Raw genomic sequence first — 19962 nt, forward strand, 5'->3', positions numbered from 1 at the left:
GGCAGGTTCACCAGGAACCCGAACACCCCCGCCCCCACGAAGTTCCAGAACCCCACCGCAACGAGGAACATCACCGCCCAGCGGTGCGGGAACGGCTTGTCGCTGCGCGACTGCTGCCGCGCCCCGAGTTGCAGGAACGTCCATGCTTCGACGGTGAGGAACGTCAGCGGCAACACTTCGAGTGCGGAGAACACGGCGCCGAGGGCGGTGTGTTCGACGGGTGTTCCCGAAAAATACAGGTGATGCATCGTGCCGATCACACCGCCGGCCGAATACAGGATCACATCCAAGAAGATGATCTGAATGGCGATCTTCCGACGCACCACCCCGAGCATCACGAAGATGTAGGCCACCATCACCGTGGTGAACAACTCCAAGAAGTCCTCGACCCACAGGTGCACCACCCAGAACCGCCAGAACTCCGCGACCGTCAGATGCGTCTGCGTCCCGGCGAGCATCCCGACCGCATAGAACCCCGGAATCGCCAGACCCGCGTAGAGGAACAACCACGGCATGTTCAACCGATGCTCGGTCTTCAACCGCGAACGGATCGCCCGATAGATGATCGCGATCCACAGGAACAACCCCACCACCAACAGCGCCTGCCACACCCGCGGCAGATCCAGATACTCCCACTGCTGATCGAACAGCGGCGACCCCGCCGCCCAGTCCGGACCGAAGATCGAGATCGCCTCACTGGCCAGGGAACCGAACACCACCAGCGCGACCGCACCGAACAGCGCCCACACCAACCAGTGCTGCCGCCGCGGTTCCCGCCCCGCGATGATCGGCGCGAGGTAGATACCCGCGGCCAGGAACGCCGCAGCCGTCCACAGCAACGACAACTGCACGTGCCAGGTGCGTGCCAGGTTGAACGGCAGGACCTGCGCGAGATCGATCCCGAAGAAGCTGGTCAGATCCGCGCGGTAGTGCTCGATCGCCGCTCCCAGCAGTGCCTGGCCGAGGAACAACACCGCGACGACGAGGAAGAACCACGCGGTGACCTTCTGCGCCTTGGTGATCTGCACCTCGCCGGGCTGCCGGAACGCGAGCGCGGGTTGTTCGGCGGCGTGCCAGCCGATCTTCTTGCTCCACCGTCCGTACACGGCGAACAACACGCCCAGGCCACCGATCAACGCGACCAAGGAAATGCCCGACCAGACGAGGATGTCCGCGGTCGGGGTGTTGTCCACGCGCGATTCGGGCGGCCAGTTGTTGGTGTACGAGTAGTCGTGGCCGGGACGTTCGGCGGCACCGGCCCACGCGGTCCACGAGAAGAACGAGGTCAGGTCGTGGATCTGCTGCTCATCGGTGATCATCTCCGGCAGCAGCCCGTATTCGGTGCTGTCGGTGCCGAAGAAGTCCGCGTAGTACTGCGTCGCGGCGTCGAACGCGGCGACCTGCTCGGCGGTGAATTCGAGGATCCCGGTGTCCTCGTCGTAGCGGTTCTCCCGCAGCATCTGCGACACCGCTTCCGACGGGTCCTGCACGCCGGTCTCGTCGAGTTGGCCGCGGATGTGCTCGGCGGACAGGCGCAGGTATTCGGCGGTGTAGTCCGGTCCGAGGTAGCCGCCGTGGCCCATCACCGAGCCGTACTGTTGCAGGCCGCGGCGCAGGAAGATCTGCTGGCCCTCGGTGATCTCCTCCGCGGTGTAGACCACCTCGCCGGTGGGCCCGATCACCTTGTCGGGCAACGGCATCGAATCGGTGTAGGTCCGTAGCGCCAGCAATCCCATCACGAAGAACCCGAACACCATCACCAGAACAACACCCTGGACCCATCCCTTGGACAGGTTCAGGTCCACACCCCGCACCGATCCACCACTGGTATCCGACCGTCGCGCCATCGTCCCTCCCATCTCCTCGCCTGCCGCGATATAACCACGGTAAAAGCTGTGTAAATTCGGAACTTGTTGATACCACGTGCATTACAGATTTGTCGAGCCGCCCCTCGCCACCCCGGACGGATCGACCGCAAGGTGTCCGGACTCACCGGCCGGACACCGATGTCCGGGGCTAGGATGCGCAGAAGACACACAGCATCCCGACGGTGAGTGGACCCGCGACATCGGGCGATTCCGCATACCCTCCGCACGACCGAACAGCGAACCCACGTCACCGTCGCATCGACGTGGACCCGCCGACGTGCACAATCTCACCGTCGGGCAGACAACCCGACCGGCACGCGCGTCACCGGCGGCGCGCGTCCCCCCCGGCACCGGCGATCGCGGCCCGCGAGGTGCGGCGCGCGCGAACCAGCGCATCGGCGCTGTAGATCCCCAGCGCCACCCAGATGAGCCCGAACCCGATCCACCGCGACGCCGGCATGTCCTCGTGCAGCACCAACACACCCCACGCCATCTGCAGGCTCGGCGTCAGATACTGCAGCATGCCCAGCGTCGCCAGCGGCACCCGCTGGGCGGCGGCCCCGAACAGCAGCAGTGGCACGGCGGTGACAAGCCCCGCCGAAACGAGCAGCGCGGAATGCCCGCCGCCGTGCCCGAAGAACGTGCCGGTGCCCGTCACCGCGAGGAACACCAGGTAGCCGACGGCGAACGGCGCCGCGACCACCCCCTCACCGGCCAACGACGTACGCGGATCCAGCGGAACGATCTTCTTGATCACCCCGTACGTGGCGAACGACAACGCGAGCGTCAGCGCGATGATCGGCGGCCGGCCGTAGTCGACGGTGATCACCACGACCGCCGACGCCGCGACGACGAGCGCGATCACCTGCGGGGTCCGCAGTCTCTCCCGAAAGAACAACACCCCGAACAGGACGCTCACCAGCGGATTGATGAAGTATCCGAGGGCCGTCTCGACCACCCGGCCCGACACCACCCCGTAGATGTAGACACCCCAGTTCACCGCTATCGCCGACGACGCGGCAGCAACAAGGAGCCAGGTGCGTGCGCCCAATCCGCGCAGTGCGCCGAGCCGCCCCAGCACCGCAAGCAGGATCAGCATGAGCACGAGCGTCCACACCACCCGGTGTGCCAGGATCTCCACCGCACCCGACGGTTCGAGAAGACCGAAGAACGCGGGAAACATTCCCCACGACAGATACGCCCCGAGCCCGCAGAGCACGCCTGCCCGCTCGAACCCTCGACGCCCCTGATCCTTCGGTACCACCGCCTCACCCTACGGGTTCGGACCCGTCGGTGAGTGTGCAGTTCTGGTTGCCTGCAACGCGAAAATGCAACAACACCTGCACACTCGACCGCCGGGACCGGCGTCAGCCGAGCTTCGCCTCGAGGTTCGAGATCTGATTGCGGTGCATGCCCGTCAGCAACCCGAGGGCTTCCTGCGACAGGCCCCTGCGCTTGCGGAGCCACCGCAGACGTTGCGCGAACGACAGGCCGAAGCTCACCCACACGAGGTCGCTCTCGGTCTTGTTCGCCACGGAACTCACCGTGTCCGACGCACAACGTATTGTCTGCACACCCCGTTGTGCACCAGGAGAGATCTGTGACACCGCCCGACTTCACCGACCTGACCAGCGGCATCGTGCTCCACGGCGTCCGATCCGACGCCGTGACCATCCTGGCCGTCACCCGCCACGGATCCGACGTCGCGACCGTCGTGTTCCGCGAGGCATCGGGCGTCACCGGCGAGCAACTGATCTACCGCGACGACCTCGCGGGGCTGACGATCGTGCCGACCACCGCGCGGTGGTCGTTCACCGGCGACGGCGCCGACTTCCGCCTGGCCGCGGAGGCGCTACGCATCCGGATGGCGGGCCTGCACGACCCGATGCTCGCCGTGTCGTCGAGCGCGGTCCAGCCGCTCCCCCACCAGATCCGCGCGGTCTACGGGGAACTGTTGCCGCGCATGCCTCTGCGCTTCCTGCTCGCGGACGACCCCGGTGCCGGCAAGACCATCATGGCCGGTCTCTACGCGAAGGAACTGATCCTGCGCGGCGACCTCACCCGGATGCTCGTGATCGCACCCGGTGGTCTCGTCGAACAGTGGCAGGACGAGCTCGCCGACAAGTTCGGCATCGCCACCACCCTGCTCACCCGCGACCTCGTGTCCGCCGCACCCGACGGCAACCCCTTCACGGGCAATCCGATGCTCGTCGCCCGCATGGATCAACTCGCCCGCGACGAGGATCTGCTCGGGCACCTGGCAGCGAGCCGGTGGGACCTGGTGATCGTCGACGAAGCGCACCGCATGTCCGCGAACTGGTGGGGCGGCGAACTGCGCGTGACCAAGCGGTACGCCCTCGGGAAGATGCTCGACGGGATCACACGGCACCTGCTGTTGATGACCGCTACACCGCATTCGGGCAGCGAGGAGAACTACCAGGCCTTCCTGGCGTTGCTCGACCCCGACCGCTTCGAAGGCCGCTACCGTCCCGGCGCGCACTCCACCGACACCGGCGGGTTGATGCGGCGCATGGTCAAGGAGGAACTCCTCACCTTCGACGGCAAACCACTGTTTCCCGAACGGGTCGCCGAAACCGTGCCCTATCGGCTCTCCGGCGCCGAACAGGAGTTGTACGAGGCGGTCACCCGCTACGTCCGGGAGGAGATGAACCGGGCCGACGCACTGCCCGACAGCCCGCGCACCCGCACCGTCGGATTCGCGCTCACCGTCCTGCAGCGGCGCCTCGCGTCGAGCACCCACGCCATCCTGCGCTCGCTCGTCCGTCGTCGCGCACGACTCACGACGCGACGCGCCGAACTGCTCGCGCCCCGGAGTGCGCCGACGTCGGGCGAAGAAGACTGGTCGAAACTGTCGGACCCGGACGAACTGAACGCCGCCGAACTCGAGGATCTCGAGGAGGACGTGGTCGACGCGGCGACCGCGGCGCGGTCCGCCGCCGAACTCGACGCCGAGATCACCGCGCTCGGCGAACTCGTCGACCTCGCCACCGCCGTCCGCGACGCCGGTGAGGACCGCAAATGGGTCGAACTGCGGTCACTGCTGCTCGACCGTCGCCTCCTACGCGACGACGACGGCAATCCCCGCAAACTCATCGTCTTCACCGAACACCGCGACACCCTCGACTACCTGCACGAGCGCATCAGTTCGGTGCTGGGCCGCGACGATGCCGTCCTGACCATCCACGGCGGGACACGCCGCGAGGATCGTCGGCGGGTACGAGAGGAGTTCACCCACGACCCGCGTCGCCTCGTCCTCCTCGCCACCGACGCCGCCGGTGAGGGCCTCAACCTCCAGGCCGCCCACTTGATGATCAACTACGATCTGCCGTGGAATCCGAATCGGCTCGAGCAGCGCTTCGGCCGCATCCACCGCATCGGGCAACGGCACGTGTGCCGACTGTGGAACCTCGTCGCCGACGACACCCGCGAAGGTCAGGTGTTCACGCGGCTGCTCGAGAAGATGGAACAGCAACGCCGCGCCTACGGCGGCCGGCTGTTCGATGTCCTCGGCGAAGCCTTCACCGACCGGCCCCTGCGCGAGTTGCTCCTCGACGCGATCCGCTACGGCGACGACCCGGCCGTCCGCGACCGCCTCGACCGGGTACTCGACGAGGAAGTCTCCCACGGCCTGTCGGATCTTCTCGAGGAGCGTGCTCTGGCGCGTGAGGCACTCGATCCGCACGAGGTGCAGCGGCTCCGCAGGCAGATGGACGAAGCCCGGGCACGCCGGCTGCAGCCGCACTACATCGAGCTGTTCTTCCGCGAAGCGTTCACCCGGCTCGGTGGGCGACTCACCCCGCGTGAACGGGGCAGGTTCGAGATCAGCCATGTTCCGGCAGTACTGCGGGACCATCAGCCGATCGGCGCGTGGCGTCCGCTGGCCGGGCGGTACGAGCGGGTGACCTTCGAACCCGAACTCGTCGACGGCACCGTGCGCGCGGCACTGCTGGCGCCGGGTCATCCGTTGCTCGACACCGTCCTCGATCTGGCCCTCGAGCGGCACGGAGATGTGCTGCGCAGCGGCGCGGTGCTGATCGACCGCAACGATCCCGGGACCGCGGCCCGCCTCGTCGTCGCCCTGACCAGCGAGATCGTCGACGGCACCGGAACCATGGTGAGCAAACGGTTCTCGTTCGTCACGCTCGGTGCCGACGGTGCGGTCGCCGATGCGGGACCGGCCCCCTACCTGGATGCCGAACCGCTGACCGGTCACCGGGATGTGGTCGCCGCGGTACTCGACGAACCGTGGCTGGCGCAGGGCGTCGAGGAGATTGCCTCCCGGTGGGCGATCGTCCACGACCAGCCTCAGCACCTCGAACAGGTGCGGGCGCGGCTGGTGCCGCAGATCGACAAGGCGCGCAGTGCCGTGCGGTCGCGGCTCATCCAGCAGATCAACCACCTCGACGGTGAGGCCGCTCGGCTGCGCGACGAGCAGGCCGCAGGCAAGGCCGCGAAGGTGCGGGTGTCGCCGGAACGGCTCCGCTCCCACGCCCGCGAACTCGAAGCTCGCCTCGAGGCGAGGGTCGCGCGCCTCGACGCCGAGTCGCGGTTGTCGGCGAAACCACCCCGCACCGTCGGGGCCGCGCTGATCCTCCCGGCCGGGCTGGTCGCCGCCACGGTTCCGGAGGCGGTGGCGGCGCACGCGGTCGACACCGAAGGCGTCGAACGGCGTGCGGTGGACGCGGTGCTGGCGGCGGAACGGAGGCTGGGCCGCGAGCCGGAGGAAATGCCGCACAACAACAAGGGATTCGACATCCGTTCGCATTCCGGGGAGACACCCACCGTGTTCGTGGAGGTCAAGGGCCGCCTCGCCGGGGCCGAGGACTTCTTCGTCACCTACAACGAGGTGCTGTACGGGAAGAACGCCGGGGCGCAGCACCGCCTCGCGTTGGTCGAGGTGCATCCCGAGGGCGCGCACCTCGACCGGGTCCGGTACATCGTCGACGCGTTCGCGAACATCGAAATGGGATCGTTCGCGGCCACCGGGGTGCGCGGCGACTGGGCGCGCGAATGGGCGCGGGGCGTCGAACCGATCTGACGGCGCGCTACAGGCCGAGGGCTTCCCGCAGGCGTCGCGCGCTCATCGTCCCCGGTCGTTCGTCGTCGGGCATGCTGCCGAGGAGGTTGAGCAGATCGTCGCGGCGGGTCGGATCTGCCGCGGCCTGTCGCGGGGTCAGGCCGTCGAGTGCCGGGATCTGTTCGTCGAGCCACTGCTGCTCGTACGCCCGGATCTTCTCGTCGAGAAGTGCCGCGATCTCCGGGTCGTCGAGGTCGGGTTGCGGCGCCGGCCCGGACATTGCGCCCGCACGCCTCTCCGCGATCATCTGGGCGGCCGGGACCCTCCCCTCGCGCACCAGCGTGGCGCCCGGTGCGGCGCCGAGCACCAGGTGAACCATGTCCTCGTAATCGAATTCACTCATCGCATCGACTTTGATCGTCCACGGATCGCGCGAGGTGTCGAGTACGACGACACCGAGCACGCGGTCGCCCTCGGTCCACGTCCACTCGTCGTCGTGCGCCGCACCGAAGCGGCGGCTGAGTTTGCGTCGGAGCGTCGACGACGGTGCGACCGTCCATGCCGACGAACAGAAGACCATCGGTTCTCCGGAAGCCGTCACGAACTGCGGTGGCCCGAACCGGGCGCTGAGGAATGCCACGAGCTGTTCTGGGGTCGCCTCGTCGTCGTCGAGGAGGTCGAGGAGGGGTTCGCGCTGCGGCAGCGAGACGGGTTCGGCGCCGCCGAAGATGTTCCAGACTCCCTCACCGACGGGCACCACCCGTGCGCAGTAGAACTCTCCTGCCCGCACCTGCCGGGTCGCCGCGCGTTCGGTGACGTCGATGCGGTCGCCGGTGCGCACGGCGCGCATGGTCATGCCCGCACCGGGGCGGACGTCCTCGACCTCGAACAGGGAACGCTCGATCAGCAGCCACTGCTGGGCCAGGAGTTGTTCGTCCGCGGGCAGGAGCGGGCCGCGGACGGCGATGAACTCGGCGAACGCGCCGCAGTCGAACAGCACGACGTCCCAGACGAAGTCGTCGAGTCCGTCCTGAAGGTCGCTGTCGCCGGCGAGCCTCGGTGCGATCCGGATGCTCGCGAGTTCGACCAGGTGATCACGATGATGCTGCGACTGCTCGAGGTATTGCCCCGCCTTCTCGTACAACCAGCGGGCGCGCTCGACGAGCGAGTACTCACGGTCGTCGCGGTATCGGAGCAGCACGTCGAACATCGGGTGTTCGCGCCCTCCGGGAATCCGGTCGTAGAGCGCGAGCCCGCGGAGCGCATCGCCGCGGTCGGAGGCGTACTGGGCCAGTCGCAGCAGCGCCGGGACGAACTCGCCGTCGGCGGTACACGAGCGTTCGAAGTGGCCTTCGGCATCGTCGATACGGCCCACTGCTTCGGCGGCGAGACCGATGATCCACCGCATCGCCGCGGTGATCTGCGCGGGGCCGTGTTCGAGCAGCCACCGGGCGGCCTCGGCGATCGACTCGGGTTCGGTGCCGAAAATCTCGAACACCGCATTCGCGACGCCGGTCGCAACAGCGGGGTCGGCGAGGTCGGCGAACAGGTCGGGTCCGAACAGATTCCAGGTGTCGACCGACCTGCGGGTGGCATCGGCATCACCGGCACGGGAGCTGACGAGGGTGATGAACGCCGTCACCGCCGGGAGCGCATCGGCGCGCACCCCCAGGCTCGTCGCTAGCCGCTGGTCATCGCCCGCTCCCCATTGCGTCATGCCCGCGACGGTACCTGCGCAGGCCGACAGCGACCCCGACTATGCTCCGCACAACACGTTGTTCAACGTGTGTTCCGTCATGCCCACGATCGAGAAGCGAGCACCACCCCATGCCCGACGATGCACAACACGTTGTTCAGAAGCGAAAGCTGATCGAGGTGGCACTACCCCTCGAGAAGATCAACGCGGAGTCGGCTCGGGAGAAGTCCATCCGGCACGGGCATCCGTCGACGCTGCATCTGTGGTGGGCCCGGCGCCCACTCGCAGCTGCCCGCGCGGTGCTGTTCGCCCAGTTGGTGGACGATCCGTCCTCTCATCCCGATCGGTTCCCGACCGAGGACGCCGTCGCTGCCGAGCGCAAGCGCCTGCATGATCTGATCGAGCGGTTGGTCGTGTGGGAGAACTCGAACAACGAGGAGTTGCTCCGCCGCGCGCACGAGGAGATCCTCGCCTCGACCGACGGCAACCCGCCACCCATCCTCGATCCGTTCGCCGGCGGCGGAACAATTCCGCTCGAGGCCCAACGTCTGGGTTTGGAAGCGCACGCGTCCGATCTGAATCCGGTGGCCGTGCTGATCAACAAGGCGTTGATCGAGATCCCCCCGAAGTTCGCGGGGCAGCCCCCGGTGTTCCCCGGCGCTGCGGAGTCGCAGATCAACAGCTGGCCGCGCGCCACCGGCCTCGCCGAGGATGTCCGCCGCTACGGGCAGTGGATGCGCGACGAAGCCGAGAAGCGCATCGGGCATCTGTATCCGAAGGCGAAGCTGTCGGACGGTTCCGAGGCGACCGTCATCGCATGGATCTGGGCGCGGACAGTCACCTGCCCCAACCCGGCCTGCGGCATCGCCATGCCCCTCGTCCGCTCGAGGTGGCTCGGCAAGAAGAAGGGCAAAGAAGCGTACGTCGTTCCGTCCGTCGAGGACGGGAAGGTGGTCTTCCGCATCGGTCACGACGTGAAACACGCACCGACCAAGGAGAACGACGGGACGGTCGGGCGGACCGGGGCGACGTGCATCGGGTGCGGTGCCACCATGAGCCTGGACTATCTTCGCACCGAGGGTCGGGCTGGACGTCTCAGCTGCCAACTGATGGCGACGGTCGCCGAGGGAAAACGAACACGGATCTACCTGGAACCTGATCCGGAGCACGAACGCGCCGCTCTTGTTTCCCGGCCCGCTGACGTTCCCGACGGCGAGATCGCCACGAACCCGCGATGGTTCTCCACCCCGGCGTTCGGGATGACAGACTTTGCCGATCTCTTCACGCCACGCCAGCTCACCGCCCTCACCACCTTCAGCGACCTCGTGAGCGATGCTCGCGAGCACGTCCTCGCCGATGCCCTCGCGGCCGGAATGGAGGAGGGTGAGCGCCTCGAAGCCGGAGGAACCGGAGCCGCTGCGTACGCGGACGCCGTCGCGACGTACCTTGGACTTGTTGTCAGTAAGTGCACCAACCTGTCGTCTTCGATTACCAGTTGGATGAGTGATCGCGGAGCTTTCCGCGAGGTGTTCGCCCGTCAAGCCATTCCGATGGCATGGGATTTTGCAGAATCGTTCCTACTCGGCGAATCTGGAGGCTCGTGGCTCACAACTCTTGACAAGGCAGCACAGGTAGCCAATGCCTTACCGATCAACGAGGGCGTAGCCCGACAACAAAACGCGGCTTCCGAAATCGCTGGGAACACCGTCATCTCGACGGATCCGCCGTACTACGACAACATAGGATATTCAGACCTGTCCGACTTCTTCTACGTTTGGCTACGCCGCTCACTCCGGTCAATCCATCCAGAGTTGATGGGTTCTATGCTCGTGCCGAAGAGCGACGAACTTGTAGCGAATCCCTACCGGCACGGCGGAAAGGAAGGCGCACACAGATTCTTCGAGGAAGGATTTCGAGGGCTATTCACCCGTATGCGCAGTTCGGCCCGATCTGATATCCCAATCACGGTGTACTACGCCGTCAAACAAGCCGAATCAACGAGCGAAGGAGAAGCCTCGACGGGATGGGAAACCATCCTTGAAGGTATTATTCGGGCCGGGTGGGTGGTCACCGCGACATGGCCGATGCGAACTGAAGGTAGCGGCAGGCTACTCGCGCGTGGCACCAATGCCCTTGCCTCCTCGATCGTCCTCACCCTGCGCCCGCGCCCGGATGACGCACCCACCGTCGACCGCCGGAGCTTCGTCGCCGCGCTCAAAGCAGAACTCCCCGAGAAGCTGAAGGAGTTGCAGCAGGGCGCGATCGCCCCGGTCGATCTGCCGCAGGCCGCGATCGGGCCCGGCATGGCCGTGTTCTCCCGCTTCTCCGGCGTCCTCAACGACGACGGATCGAAGATGACCGTCCGCGCCGCGCTCGCCCGCATCAACGAGATCCTCGACGAGGTCCTCGCCGAACAGGAAGGCGACTTCGACGCCGACACCCGGTTCGCGATCGCGTGGTTCCGCCAGAACGGTTTCGAGTCGGCAGCTTTCGGTGACGCCGACAATCTCGCTCGCGCCCGCAACACGTCGGTCGAACGGCTCGACCGCTCGGGCATCCTGACGAGCCGCGCCGGGAAGGTCACCTTGCTCTCCCCGACGGCGCTCGACGAGGTGTACGCCGAGAAGCCGTACGATCCGTCCGCCGACTCGCAGATCAGCGAGTGGGAAGTCGTCATGCATCTGACCCGGCTGCTCACCACGCTGGGCGTACCGGGTGCGGGCGCGATGCTGGCGCAGGTGCCGTCGTCGATCGACCGGGATCTGTGCAAGGAACTGGCGTTCCTGCTCTTCGCCATCGCCGAGGACCGTAGGCAGACCAAGATCGCCGTCGACTTCAACTCGCTCGGCACCGCGTGGAACGACATCGTCCGCGAGTCACGAAACTCGGCCACGCAGCTGTCGTTCGACAACTGACCAGCAGAAAAGGCAGGAGCCCCAGGTCGCATACGAGGTAGAGGCGGCCTGGGGCATTCACCGTCGACGGTACCCGAAGGCAGCGGTCCCCCGGTCGAGCGCCCATCGTCGCGACTCCGTAATGTGCTCTGCACAATTTGTTGTGCAAAAAGTCGGGAGTTGAGGGGAACATCGTGGCGCTGTCCAACCGCGACCGGATCGGCCGGACATTCGAGCTTCTCGGGCCCGCTCTCGACCAGTTCCACACCTACGTCCTCGGGAAGCACCTGCAGCCCGGCCAGGACTGGACCGCCCTGCTCGAGGCCCGCGATACGGCGCGCGGCAGCACCGGGAAGTCGTATTCGGGTACCGATCCGCAGGACGGACTGCGGATGATCACCGAACAGATCCCCAACCAGATCAAGAAGGGGTGGTATCCGTTCACCGACCACCTCTCGCGCACCGAGCAGTCCTGGGCCACCGAACTACGCGACGTCCGCAACAAGTGGGCACACAACAGTTCCTTCACCGCCGACGACGCCTACCGGGCTCTCGACACCGCCGAACGGTTCCTACGAGCCATCGGCGCACCCGACCAGGCCGACGAAGTGCGGCGGTCCCGCGTCGACCTGATGCGCATCAGCTCCGAACGCGAAGACCGCAAGGTCGTCAAGGCACCGGGCGTCGCGGAGATCGGCGCGGCCGGGCTCGAGCCGTGGCGCCTGGTACTGCGTCCCCACCGCGACGTGCAGAGCGGCAACTTCCACGCCGCAGAATTCGCCGCCGACCTCGCGATGGTCTCACGCGGCGAAGGCGACGCCGAGTACACCGACCCCGTCGAGTTCTTCCAGCGCACCTACCTCACCCAGGGGCTCCGCGACATCCTCGGCCGCGCGGTACGCAGACTGTCCGGCGATGTGAACGCCGCACCGGTCATCAACCTGCAGACCAACTTCGGTGGCGGCAAGACACACTCGATGCTGGCCGTCTACCACATCGCGTCGGGCAGGCCCCTCGCCGACTACCCGCAGGACGTGCAGGATCTCCTGGGCGGCACCGAGCTTCCCACCGCACGGCGGGTCGCGCTCGTCGGCACCCAGATCAAAGCCGGCGCCGTCAAGACGATGCCCGACGGCACACGCATCAACACCATCGGCGGACTGCTCGCCTGGCATCTCGGTGGGGCCGAGGGCTACGCGATGATCCGCGAATCGGACGAGAACCGACTCAACCCGGGCGGCGAGGCCCTGCGCGAACTGTTCGAGCGGTTCGGGCCGGCAGTGGTACTCATCGACGAATGGGTGGCGTACGCGCGTCTGCTGCACGGACACGACGAGCTTCCTGATGGCACGTTCGACGCACAATTCACCTTCGCACAGGCACTCACCGAGGCCGCCAAAGCCGTTCCCGGCACCCTCATCCTCATCTCCATCCCGGCGTCCGCGGAGATGAAGGACGGCGAATACGTCGGCGACGAAGAAGAAGTGGGCGGCGAGAACGGCCGCGAAGCCCTGCGCATGCTCCGCAGCGCGATCGGACGTGTCGCCGACCAGTGGCGCGCCGCCGACGCCGAGGAAAGCTTCCACATCGTGCGCCGTCGCCTGTTCGAAACACCCGACGGGCAAGCCCTCGCCAAGATCAACGCGACCGCCGATGCGATGGTCGCCTACTACCGCGACCACAGCACCGAGTTTCCGCGTGAGGTCCGGGAGAACACCTACAAGGACCGCATCAAGCAGTGCTACCCGATCCACCCGGAACTGTTCGACCGGCTCTACGAGGACTGGTCGACACTCGACCGCTTCCAACGCACCCGCGGCGTGCTGCGCCTCATGAACACCATCGTCGGGCAGTTGTGGCGCGGCAACGACGCCGCACCGCTGATCATGCCCGGATCGGTCCCCCTCGACGAGGACAAGGTGATCACCGAACTCACCCAGTACCTCGACGACCGGTGGAAAGCCCTCATCGACACCGACGTCGCCGGCACACGGTCGGCACCCGCCGAAGTGGACAAGAACAACGCCCTTCTCGGACAACGCTTCACCACCCAACGCCTGGCCTGCGCCGTCTTCATGGGTTCCGTTCCCACCCTCAAGACCGCCCACAAGGGCATCGAGAAGCAACGCGTGTTCCTCGGGGCGGCCCTGCCCGGCGACATCCCCGGCAACTTCCACTCGGCGCTCAACCACCTCGCCGACACCGCCACCTACTTCTACAATTCCGGCTCCACCTACTGGTACGACACGCAAGCCAACACCACCCGCACCGCACGCGACTACGCCGAACAACTCCACAAGGAAGACGTCTGGGCCGAAGTCGTACGCCGGTTGCAGACCCACCGTCGTACCGCACCCGACGGATTCACCGCCGTCCATGTCGCCCCGGAATCATCCGCCGACGTTCCCGACGAACAGGAAGTGCGGCTCGTGATCGTGCCGCCGTCGCACACCCACAGCAAGGGCGGCCCCGACGCCGTCGACTGGGCCAGGGACGTCACCGAACACCGCGGTAGTGCCGCACGCACCCACCGCAACATGGTGGTGTTCCTCGCCGCCGATGCCGCGCGCTGGCGTGAACTCGAAGCCGCCGTGCGGGACTTCCTCGCGTGGTCGTACGTCCGCGACAACGCCGACAAGGACCTCGACCTCACCGCGTCGCAGCGGGAGCAGGCCGTCGACCGTGTCGCCACCCACGACCGCACCGTGCACGACCGCCTCCTCGAGACCTACCAGTGGGTGCTCGCGCCCATTCAGCCCGACGCGACGCGCCCCCTGCTGATCGAGACGAAGAAGACGACCGCCGGCGACAACCTGTCCGACCGCGCAGCCACATGCCTGCGGAACGAGGGCTGGCTGACCACGCAACGTGGCGCGGCCCTGATCCGTCACGACCTGAACGGCACGCTGAAGGCCGCGTGGGATCGCGACGGACACATCGACTTCGGCACGCTCTTCGCGCTGTACACCACCTACCCGTATCTGGCGCGGCTGCGTGACCGGCAAGTCCTCGAAGACGGCGTGCTGTCGGTGTACGACGAGATGCACTGGCAACCCACCGGATTTGCATTCGCCGACAGCTGGGACGGTGAAAAGTACATCGGGCTCGTCCTCCCCTCGGACACGGCAACACCGCCGCAGGTCACCGATTCGCTGCTGCTGGTCCAACCCGATCGTGCAGAAGCACAACGCGAACGCGAAGCCGACGAGTACGGCGGAGGTGCCACCGGTGGGTCCGATGGGTCCGATGGGTCGGGTAGGTCAGGCGGAGAGGTTTCTCCGGGTGACGACGGATCCAGCACGGGATCGAATGGCGGAACATCCGGAGGCACGGGCACGGGCACGGGCACGGGCAGCGGAACCGGCGGTACCCCACACAAACCGGTGAAGCGTCGGTTCTTCGGAAGCACCACCCTCGATCCGAGCTTCTACGGCCGCGACTTCAACCGGATCACCGACGAGATCGTCCAGCACCTTGCGGCCGTCGACGGTGTGGAACTCGAGGTGCGCATCGAGATCTCCGCCCGCGCCCAGGACGGTTTCGACGATGCGAAAGTCCGGACGGTGAGCGAGAACGCCACGACACTCAAGTTCGAGCAGTCCGGCTTCGAGGAGTACTGACGTCCCGACAGTCCGTGGGTGGACACCTACGTCGCCGGGCGCGCGACCGTCGTGACCATATGGGCCAGGTCGTACCCCGCCGGCGTCGGCGTCCGGTGTGTCTCCACCCACCCGAACCTCACCGTGTGACCGATGAGCAGAACCTGTCGGTGGGCGATGCCATACTCCCGGGCATGCACTCGGAGGGTGGGGTCCTGGAGCAGATCGCGTCACTGCGCGACGCCGTCGCCGCGCTGTCCGCCGCCGACCTCACCGCACTCTCCGACACCGCTGTCCTCGACGCGCTGCGCGACCTCGAAGCCACACGCCGCATGCTCGCCGGCGTCGACCACACGCTCGTCGTGCAACTCACCGAGCGGAAACTGCACACCCAGCACGGGGTTCGCTCACCGCAACGGCTCCTCGTCGACATCCTGCGGGTCTCGCGCCGTGACGCAGCCGAACGCGTGCAGGCCGCACGGCTGCTCGGCCACTGGCACCGACCGGACGGATCCACCGCGCCACCGAAACACCCCGCCACCGCCGCTGCTGTCGCGGACGGTGAAGCGAGCGCAGAGCATGCGCGCGTGGTGAGCAAAATTCTGCACAAGCTGCCCGAATCCGTGTCCGACGAGAAACGCACCGAGGCCGAACAGACGCTCGCCGAACTGGCACGCACCGCCACCCCGGAAGACATCCTCAACGCCGGGCACCACCTTCTCGCGCACCTCGACCCGGACGGATCGCTCACCGACGAACGCGACCGGCGACGGCGCCGCTCCGTGTACCTGCGCGGCCAAGGAGCCGACCTCATGTCGCGATTCAGCGGCGAACTGGACCCGACGGCACGGGCGATGTTCGACGTCATCCTCGCGAAATGGGCTCGGCCCGGCATGAACAACCCCGCCGACCCCGACTCCCCGACCGGAGACTGCGACGCACCGTCCGTGAACCGTGACGCGCTGGTCGCGGCGGCCGCGCGCGATACCCGCACCGCCGCGCAACGCAATCACGACGCGTTCGCCGCGATGTGCCGGTTCGTCGTCGAAACCGGCGTTCTCGGTCGACACCGCGGTCTGCCCGCCACAGTGATCATCACGATGAGCCTCGACCAACTGGAGAAAGCCGCCGGTGTCGCCACCACCGCCACCGGAGGCACCCTGCCCATCAAAGACGCGCTGGCGCTCGCCGAACACGCCCACCCCGTGCTCGCCCTGTTCGACCACACCGGGAAGCCCCTCCATCTGGGTCGAGGCAAGCGACTCGCCAACGTCGACCAGCGGTTCGCACTGATCGCCTGGCAGCGAGGATGCACCCGGCCCGGATGCTCGACCCCCGCCGCGCACTGCGCCGTGCACCACCAGACCGAATGGGAACGCGGCGGCGGCACCGACATCGAGAACCTGTCCCTGGCGTGCGACGCGTGCCATGCGCTGGTGACCAACACCGACGCGGGCTGGACCACCGCGCCGTCACCGCGCACCGGCCGGCCCACGTGGACAGCCCCCGTGCGTATCGACCCGGAGCGGCGTCCTCGTGTCAACATCCGTCACCACCCCGAGGAAATCCTCCGGCGTGCCCGAAGCCGGATCGTGCCGGACGAGAGCGACGATCCGTGAGGGTGCGCACCCTCGTCGATCACCGTTCGAGATCATCCTCGCTTCAGGGCTCGCCGTCGTCCGGGCCCGGAGCGACCGTGTCCACGTGCTCGGGCAGCAGCGGCGTCACCGAGAACCGGCCGGCCACAGCATCGGCAGGCAGCGCTTCGACCGCACGAACCTCCGCGACGTCCCCGAGGGCCCGCAGCTGCGGCAGTGTTCCGCGCACCACGATTCCCGCCACACACGCGCAGCCGGCGGCGAGTCGCTCGGCAGACACCTGGGCGACACGTGCGGCCCGTCCGGTTCCCGCCGTCCGAGGCCCGAGAAGCCCTGCCGCAACCGTGCCTGCACGCGCCAGCGAGTCGGGATGCTCCGAGACATCCACGGTCACCAACGGTGTCTGCACCCGGTCGAGGGGAACACGGAACAGGACCTGCGAGACCCGTACCTCCGGCAACACCGCGACCGTCTCGATATCGACACTGTCGGTGAACGACACGAGCGCCCACCGCGGTGTGGTGGTGTCCGCGGTGTCGGCGATACTGGTCGCCGCACGGTCCAGATAGTCCTCGACGAGCTCTCCGTTGTCGGGCCCGAGCGCGTCGGTGCCGATCGACGCGGGTCGCACCGGATTGAGGATCCCGGCAGCGAGCACCACGACGATCAGCGCGGCACCCGCCAGCCAGGGGAGGACGTTTCTCATACCTCAGGCATCGCGCAGCACGTCGAGTGCATGTTCGAGGTCGGCGGGATACTTGCTGGTGATCTCGACCCAGTTCCCACGGGTGGGATGGGCGAATCCGAGGGACCGGGCGTGCAACCACTGGCGTTCGAGACCGAGCCGCGCCGCGAGCCTCGGGTCGGCGCCATAGGTGAGATCACCGCAGCAGGGGTGTCTCAGCGCCGAGAAATGCACGCGGATCTGGTGGGTGCGACCCGTCTCGAGGTGGATGTCGAGCAGGCTGGCGGCCTGGAACGCTTCGACGGTGTCGTAGTGCGTGATGCTCGGTTTCCCGTCGGCCGTGACGGTGAACTTCCAGTCGCTGCCACGGTGCCGGCCGATGGGTGCGTCGATGGTGCCGCTGCTCGGATCCGGATGCCCCTGCACGAGGGCGTGGTAGCGCTTGTCGATGGTGCGCTGCTTGAATGCACGTTTGAGCACGGTGTAGGCACGTTCGGAAGTCGCCACGACCATCACACCCGAGGTTCCCACGTCCAGGCGATGCACGATGCCTTGACGTTCATGTGCCCCGGATGTGGAGATGCGGAATCCGGCTGCGGCGAGACCCCCGATCACTGTGGGTCCTGTCCACCCCACGCTGGCGTGCGCGGCGACACCGACGGGTTTGTCCACGGCGACGATGTCGTCGTCGGCGTAGAGAATCTCCATGCCTTCGACGGGTTTCGCTTCGATGGTCAGGGGGCGGGGCGGTTCGGGTAGCACCACTTCGAGCCACGATCCGCTCGACAGTCGATCCGACTTCCCCACCGGCCCTCCGTCGACGACGACGGATCCTTCCTCGGTGAGCGCGGCGACCACGGTTCGGGACAGGCCCAGGAGTCGGGCAAGCCCCGCGTCGACGCGCATCCCGTCGAGCCCGTCCGGTACGGGCATCGCCCGGGTTTCCCTCACTGCTGTGTTTCCTTTCTGCCGTCGGACTCTTGTCCGTCCTGCTCCGTGTCGCTCTTCGTCGTGCGCCCGGCACGGGTGCCGTCGGGTTCGAATCCGAAGAGAGTGAGCGCCACGAGCAGGACCGCACCGCACACCACCGCCGAGTCCGCGACGTTGAACACAGGCCACCAGCCGACGGACACGAAGTCGACCACGTGGCCTTGCAGCGGCCCCGGCGACCGGAACAGACGGTCGGTGAGGTTGCCGACGGCGCCGCCGAGAACGAGTCCGAGGCCGACCACCCACCACGGGGAGCGGAGGGTGCGGCCGATCCTGATGACGCCGATGACCACTGCGATGGCGACCAGTGACAGCAGCCACGTCATGCCGGTCGCCATGGAGAACGCGGCGCCGGGGTTGCGGACCAGCGTCAATGTGACCGTGTCGCCGATGATGGAGATCGGGTCCGACGGGTCGATGAACTCGACGGCGAGGATCTTCGTCACAAGGTCTGCGATGTAGATGCCTGATGCCAACAGGAGCAGGTACGGCAACTTCGACCGTCCGGCCTGGGTTTCGGGCACGGGGTCGGGTCGGGAAGCGTCGTCACTCACCCTGACATCATCCCTCACGCGGTGACCCGAACCGGCATCGCGCCGGTCGTGGCTACGCTGGTGGAGTGCCTGTGCTGTCCAGATTGGTTTCATCGAAACCGTGTGTCCTCGCCGCCGCCCTGTCCTTGACCGCGTTCGTCAGCGGTTGTGGTGGTTCGTCCGATGGGTCGTCGACCGTCACCGCTGCGACGTCGACGGAGGTGACGGTACCTGTGTCCGCGGTGACCGCCACCGTGCTCGATCCCGGCAGCGAGCCTCGGTCACCGGTGCGGTTGACTCCGTCGACGGGAACGGAACAGGACGTGATCCTGACGACCAGGTCCGAGGTGTATCAGCAGATCGACGACCAGGCACAGCAGGATTTCTCGACGCCCGAGTTGACGTTGCCGTTGGCGGCGACGGTGGAGCAGGCGGTGGACGAGTCGTCGCCGAGCATGATGGTCGATCTGGTGCTCGGTGATGTGACGTCGTCGGATCCGACGTTCGAGTCGTCGCTGTCGCAGATCGCGGGCTCGGGTGCGGGTTTGACGATGGGCCCGGACGGTTCGGTGAGTGCGTTGCGTCTGGCTCCTGGGTCGGCGGTGCCCAACGTGGGTCGGTCCGCGCTGGAGCAGGCGTTCTATCAGGCGGTGTATCGCATGGTTGCGTTCCCGGAGGAGCCGATCGGTGTGGGTGCGGTGTGGGAGACGCATCAGCAGGTGCTCAGTGCCGGGATCACCATCGACCAGGTCGGCACCGCGACGTTGGTGTCGCGTGAGGGCGGCCGGGTGGTTGTGGATGTGCGGGTCGAGCAGATTCCGGACCAGTCGACGTGGGAGTTGCCGAACGGCCAGGGACAGCTCGCGATCGAAAGCTACACGATGGCCGGCGAGGGCACGCTGACGGTGGATCCGACGAAGCCGCTCCCGGTGGAGGGCCGTTTCACCGTCACGGGTGAGCAGATGTACGTGGATGTCGAGGGCATGACTCGGTTGGGGCAGTCGCAGACCGACCATGTCGCGTGGAGCACTCCGGAGAAGTGACCGGCCGTGATGGTGTCG

The 19962-nt window shown here is 67.0% G+C and carries 12 protein-coding genes; 5 read left to right on the forward strand and 7 right to left on the reverse strand.

Going from position 1 to position 19962, the window contains the following annotated elements; all coding sequences use genetic code 11:
- The 3 genes from LDQ05_RS09950 to LDQ05_RS19840 form a co-directional block, all read right to left on the reverse strand.
- Nucleotides 1-1847 (reverse strand): nitric-oxide reductase large subunit (locus tag LDQ05_RS09950; protein ID WP_226436796.1); only part of this gene is annotated, 1847 nt, incomplete at its 3' end.
- Between the two features lie 343 nt (nt 1848-2190).
- Nucleotides 2191-3051, reverse strand: a complete 861-nt coding sequence (rarD, locus tag LDQ05_RS09955; RefSeq protein WP_372461073.1) for an EamA family transporter RarD — start codon at nt 3049-3051, stop codon at nt 2191-2193.
- Nucleotides 3052-3235: 184 nt separating this feature from the next.
- Nucleotides 3236-3403 (reverse strand): helix-turn-helix domain-containing protein, encoded by a 168-nt coding sequence (locus LDQ05_RS19840; RefSeq protein ID WP_226436800.1) that lies wholly within the window; start codon nt 3401-3403, stop codon nt 3236-3238.
- Nucleotides 3404-3468: 65 nt separating this feature from the next.
- On the opposite strand from LDQ05_RS19840, the gene LDQ05_RS09965 reads away from it, so the two are divergent.
- Nucleotides 3469-6927, forward strand: a complete 3459-nt coding sequence (locus tag LDQ05_RS09965; RefSeq protein ID WP_372461069.1) for a helicase-related protein — start codon at nt 3469-3471, stop codon at nt 6925-6927.
- A gap of 7 nt (nt 6928-6934) precedes the next feature.
- Here the strand turns inward: LDQ05_RS09965 and LDQ05_RS09970 are convergent, their stop codons facing one another.
- Nucleotides 6935-8623, reverse strand: coding sequence for a tetratricopeptide repeat protein (locus tag LDQ05_RS09970; protein WP_226436801.1), 1689 nt, complete (start codon nt 8621-8623; stop codon nt 6935-6937).
- 110 nt (nt 8624-8733) lie between these two features.
- Here LDQ05_RS09970 and LDQ05_RS09975 point away from each other — a divergent pair, with 110 nt between their 5' ends.
- The 3 genes from LDQ05_RS09975 (at nt 8734) to LDQ05_RS09985 (ending at nt 16714) form a co-directional block, all read left to right on the forward strand.
- Complete coding sequence (locus tag LDQ05_RS09975; RefSeq protein ID WP_226436802.1) at nt 8734-11517, forward strand: DUF1156 domain-containing protein; 2784 nt, start codon at nt 8734-8736, stop codon at nt 11515-11517.
- A 173-nt stretch (nt 11518-11690) separates the two neighbouring features.
- The gene (locus tag LDQ05_RS09980; protein WP_226436803.1) at nt 11691-15116 is read left to right on the forward strand and encodes a Swt1 family HEPN domain-containing protein; all 3426 of its coding nucleotides are present in this window, start codon (nt 11691-11693) and stop codon (nt 15114-15116) included.
- 173 nt (nt 15117-15289) lie between these two features.
- Complete coding sequence (locus LDQ05_RS09985) at nt 15290-16714, forward strand: HNH endonuclease signature motif containing protein (protein WP_226436804.1); 1425 nt, start codon at nt 15290-15292, stop codon at nt 16712-16714.
- 43 nt (nt 16715-16757) lie between these two features.
- Here LDQ05_RS09985 and LDQ05_RS09990 read toward each other — a convergent pair whose 3' ends face one another.
- Genes LDQ05_RS09990 through lspA form a run of 3 tightly spaced genes read right to left on the reverse strand, consistent with a single transcriptional unit; the run spans nt 16758 to nt 18922 of the window.
- The gene (locus LDQ05_RS09990) at nt 16758-17399 is read right to left on the reverse strand and encodes a hypothetical protein (protein ID WP_226436805.1); all 642 of its coding nucleotides are present in this window, start codon (nt 17397-17399) and stop codon (nt 16758-16760) included.
- A gap of 3 nt (nt 17400-17402) precedes the next feature.
- Nucleotides 17403-18311 (reverse strand): RluA family pseudouridine synthase, encoded by a 909-nt coding sequence (locus LDQ05_RS09995; RefSeq protein ID WP_226436828.1) that lies wholly within the window; start codon nt 18309-18311, stop codon nt 17403-17405.
- A 14-nt stretch (nt 18312-18325) separates the two neighbouring features.
- Nucleotides 18326-18922 carry a signal peptidase II gene (gene lspA / locus LDQ05_RS10000; RefSeq protein WP_372461070.1) on the reverse strand — a complete coding sequence of 199 codons (597 nt, stop codon included), beginning with the start codon at nt 18920-18922 and terminating at the stop codon, nt 18326-18328.
- Between the two features lie 65 nt (nt 18923-18987).
- Here lspA and LDQ05_RS10005 point away from each other — a divergent pair, with 65 nt between their 5' ends.
- Entirely contained in the window at nt 18988-19944 is a 957-nt protein-coding gene (locus LDQ05_RS10005; protein ID WP_226436806.1) for a hypothetical protein, read from the forward strand.
- Nucleotides 19945-19962 lie beyond the last annotated feature (18 nt).

Origin of the sequence: Rhodococcus yananensis (assembly GCF_020515525.1) — a bacterium.
Taxonomy (GTDB): Bacteria; Actinomycetota; Actinomycetes; order Mycobacteriales; family Mycobacteriaceae; genus Rhodococcus; species Rhodococcus yananensis.

What these genes read in the sequence shown, in the direction of transcription:
- rarD (WP_372461073.1), bottom strand. Translation starts at nt 3,051, where the DNA reads ATGTTTCCCGCGTTCTTCGGTCTTCTCGAACCGTCGGGTGCGGTGGAG.
- LDQ05_RS09970 (WP_226436801.1), bottom strand. Translation starts at nt 8,623, where the DNA reads ATGACGCAATGGGGAGCGGGCGATGACCAGCGGCTAGCGACGAGCCTG.
- LDQ05_RS09975 (WP_226436802.1), top strand. Translation starts at nt 8,734, where the DNA reads ATGCCCGACGATGCACAACACGTTGTTCAGAAGCGAAAGCTGATCGAG.
- LDQ05_RS09985 (WP_226436804.1), top strand. Translation starts at nt 15,290, where the DNA reads ATGCACTCGGAGGGTGGGGTCCTGGAGCAGATCGCGTCACTGCGCGAC.
- LDQ05_RS09990 (WP_226436805.1), bottom strand. Translation starts at nt 17,399, where the DNA reads ATGAGAAACGTCCTCCCCTGGCTGGCGGGTGCCGCGCTGATCGTCGTG.
- LDQ05_RS09995 (WP_226436828.1), bottom strand. Translation starts at nt 18,311, where the DNA reads ATGCCCGTACCGGACGGGCTCGACGGGATGCGCGTCGACGCGGGGCTT.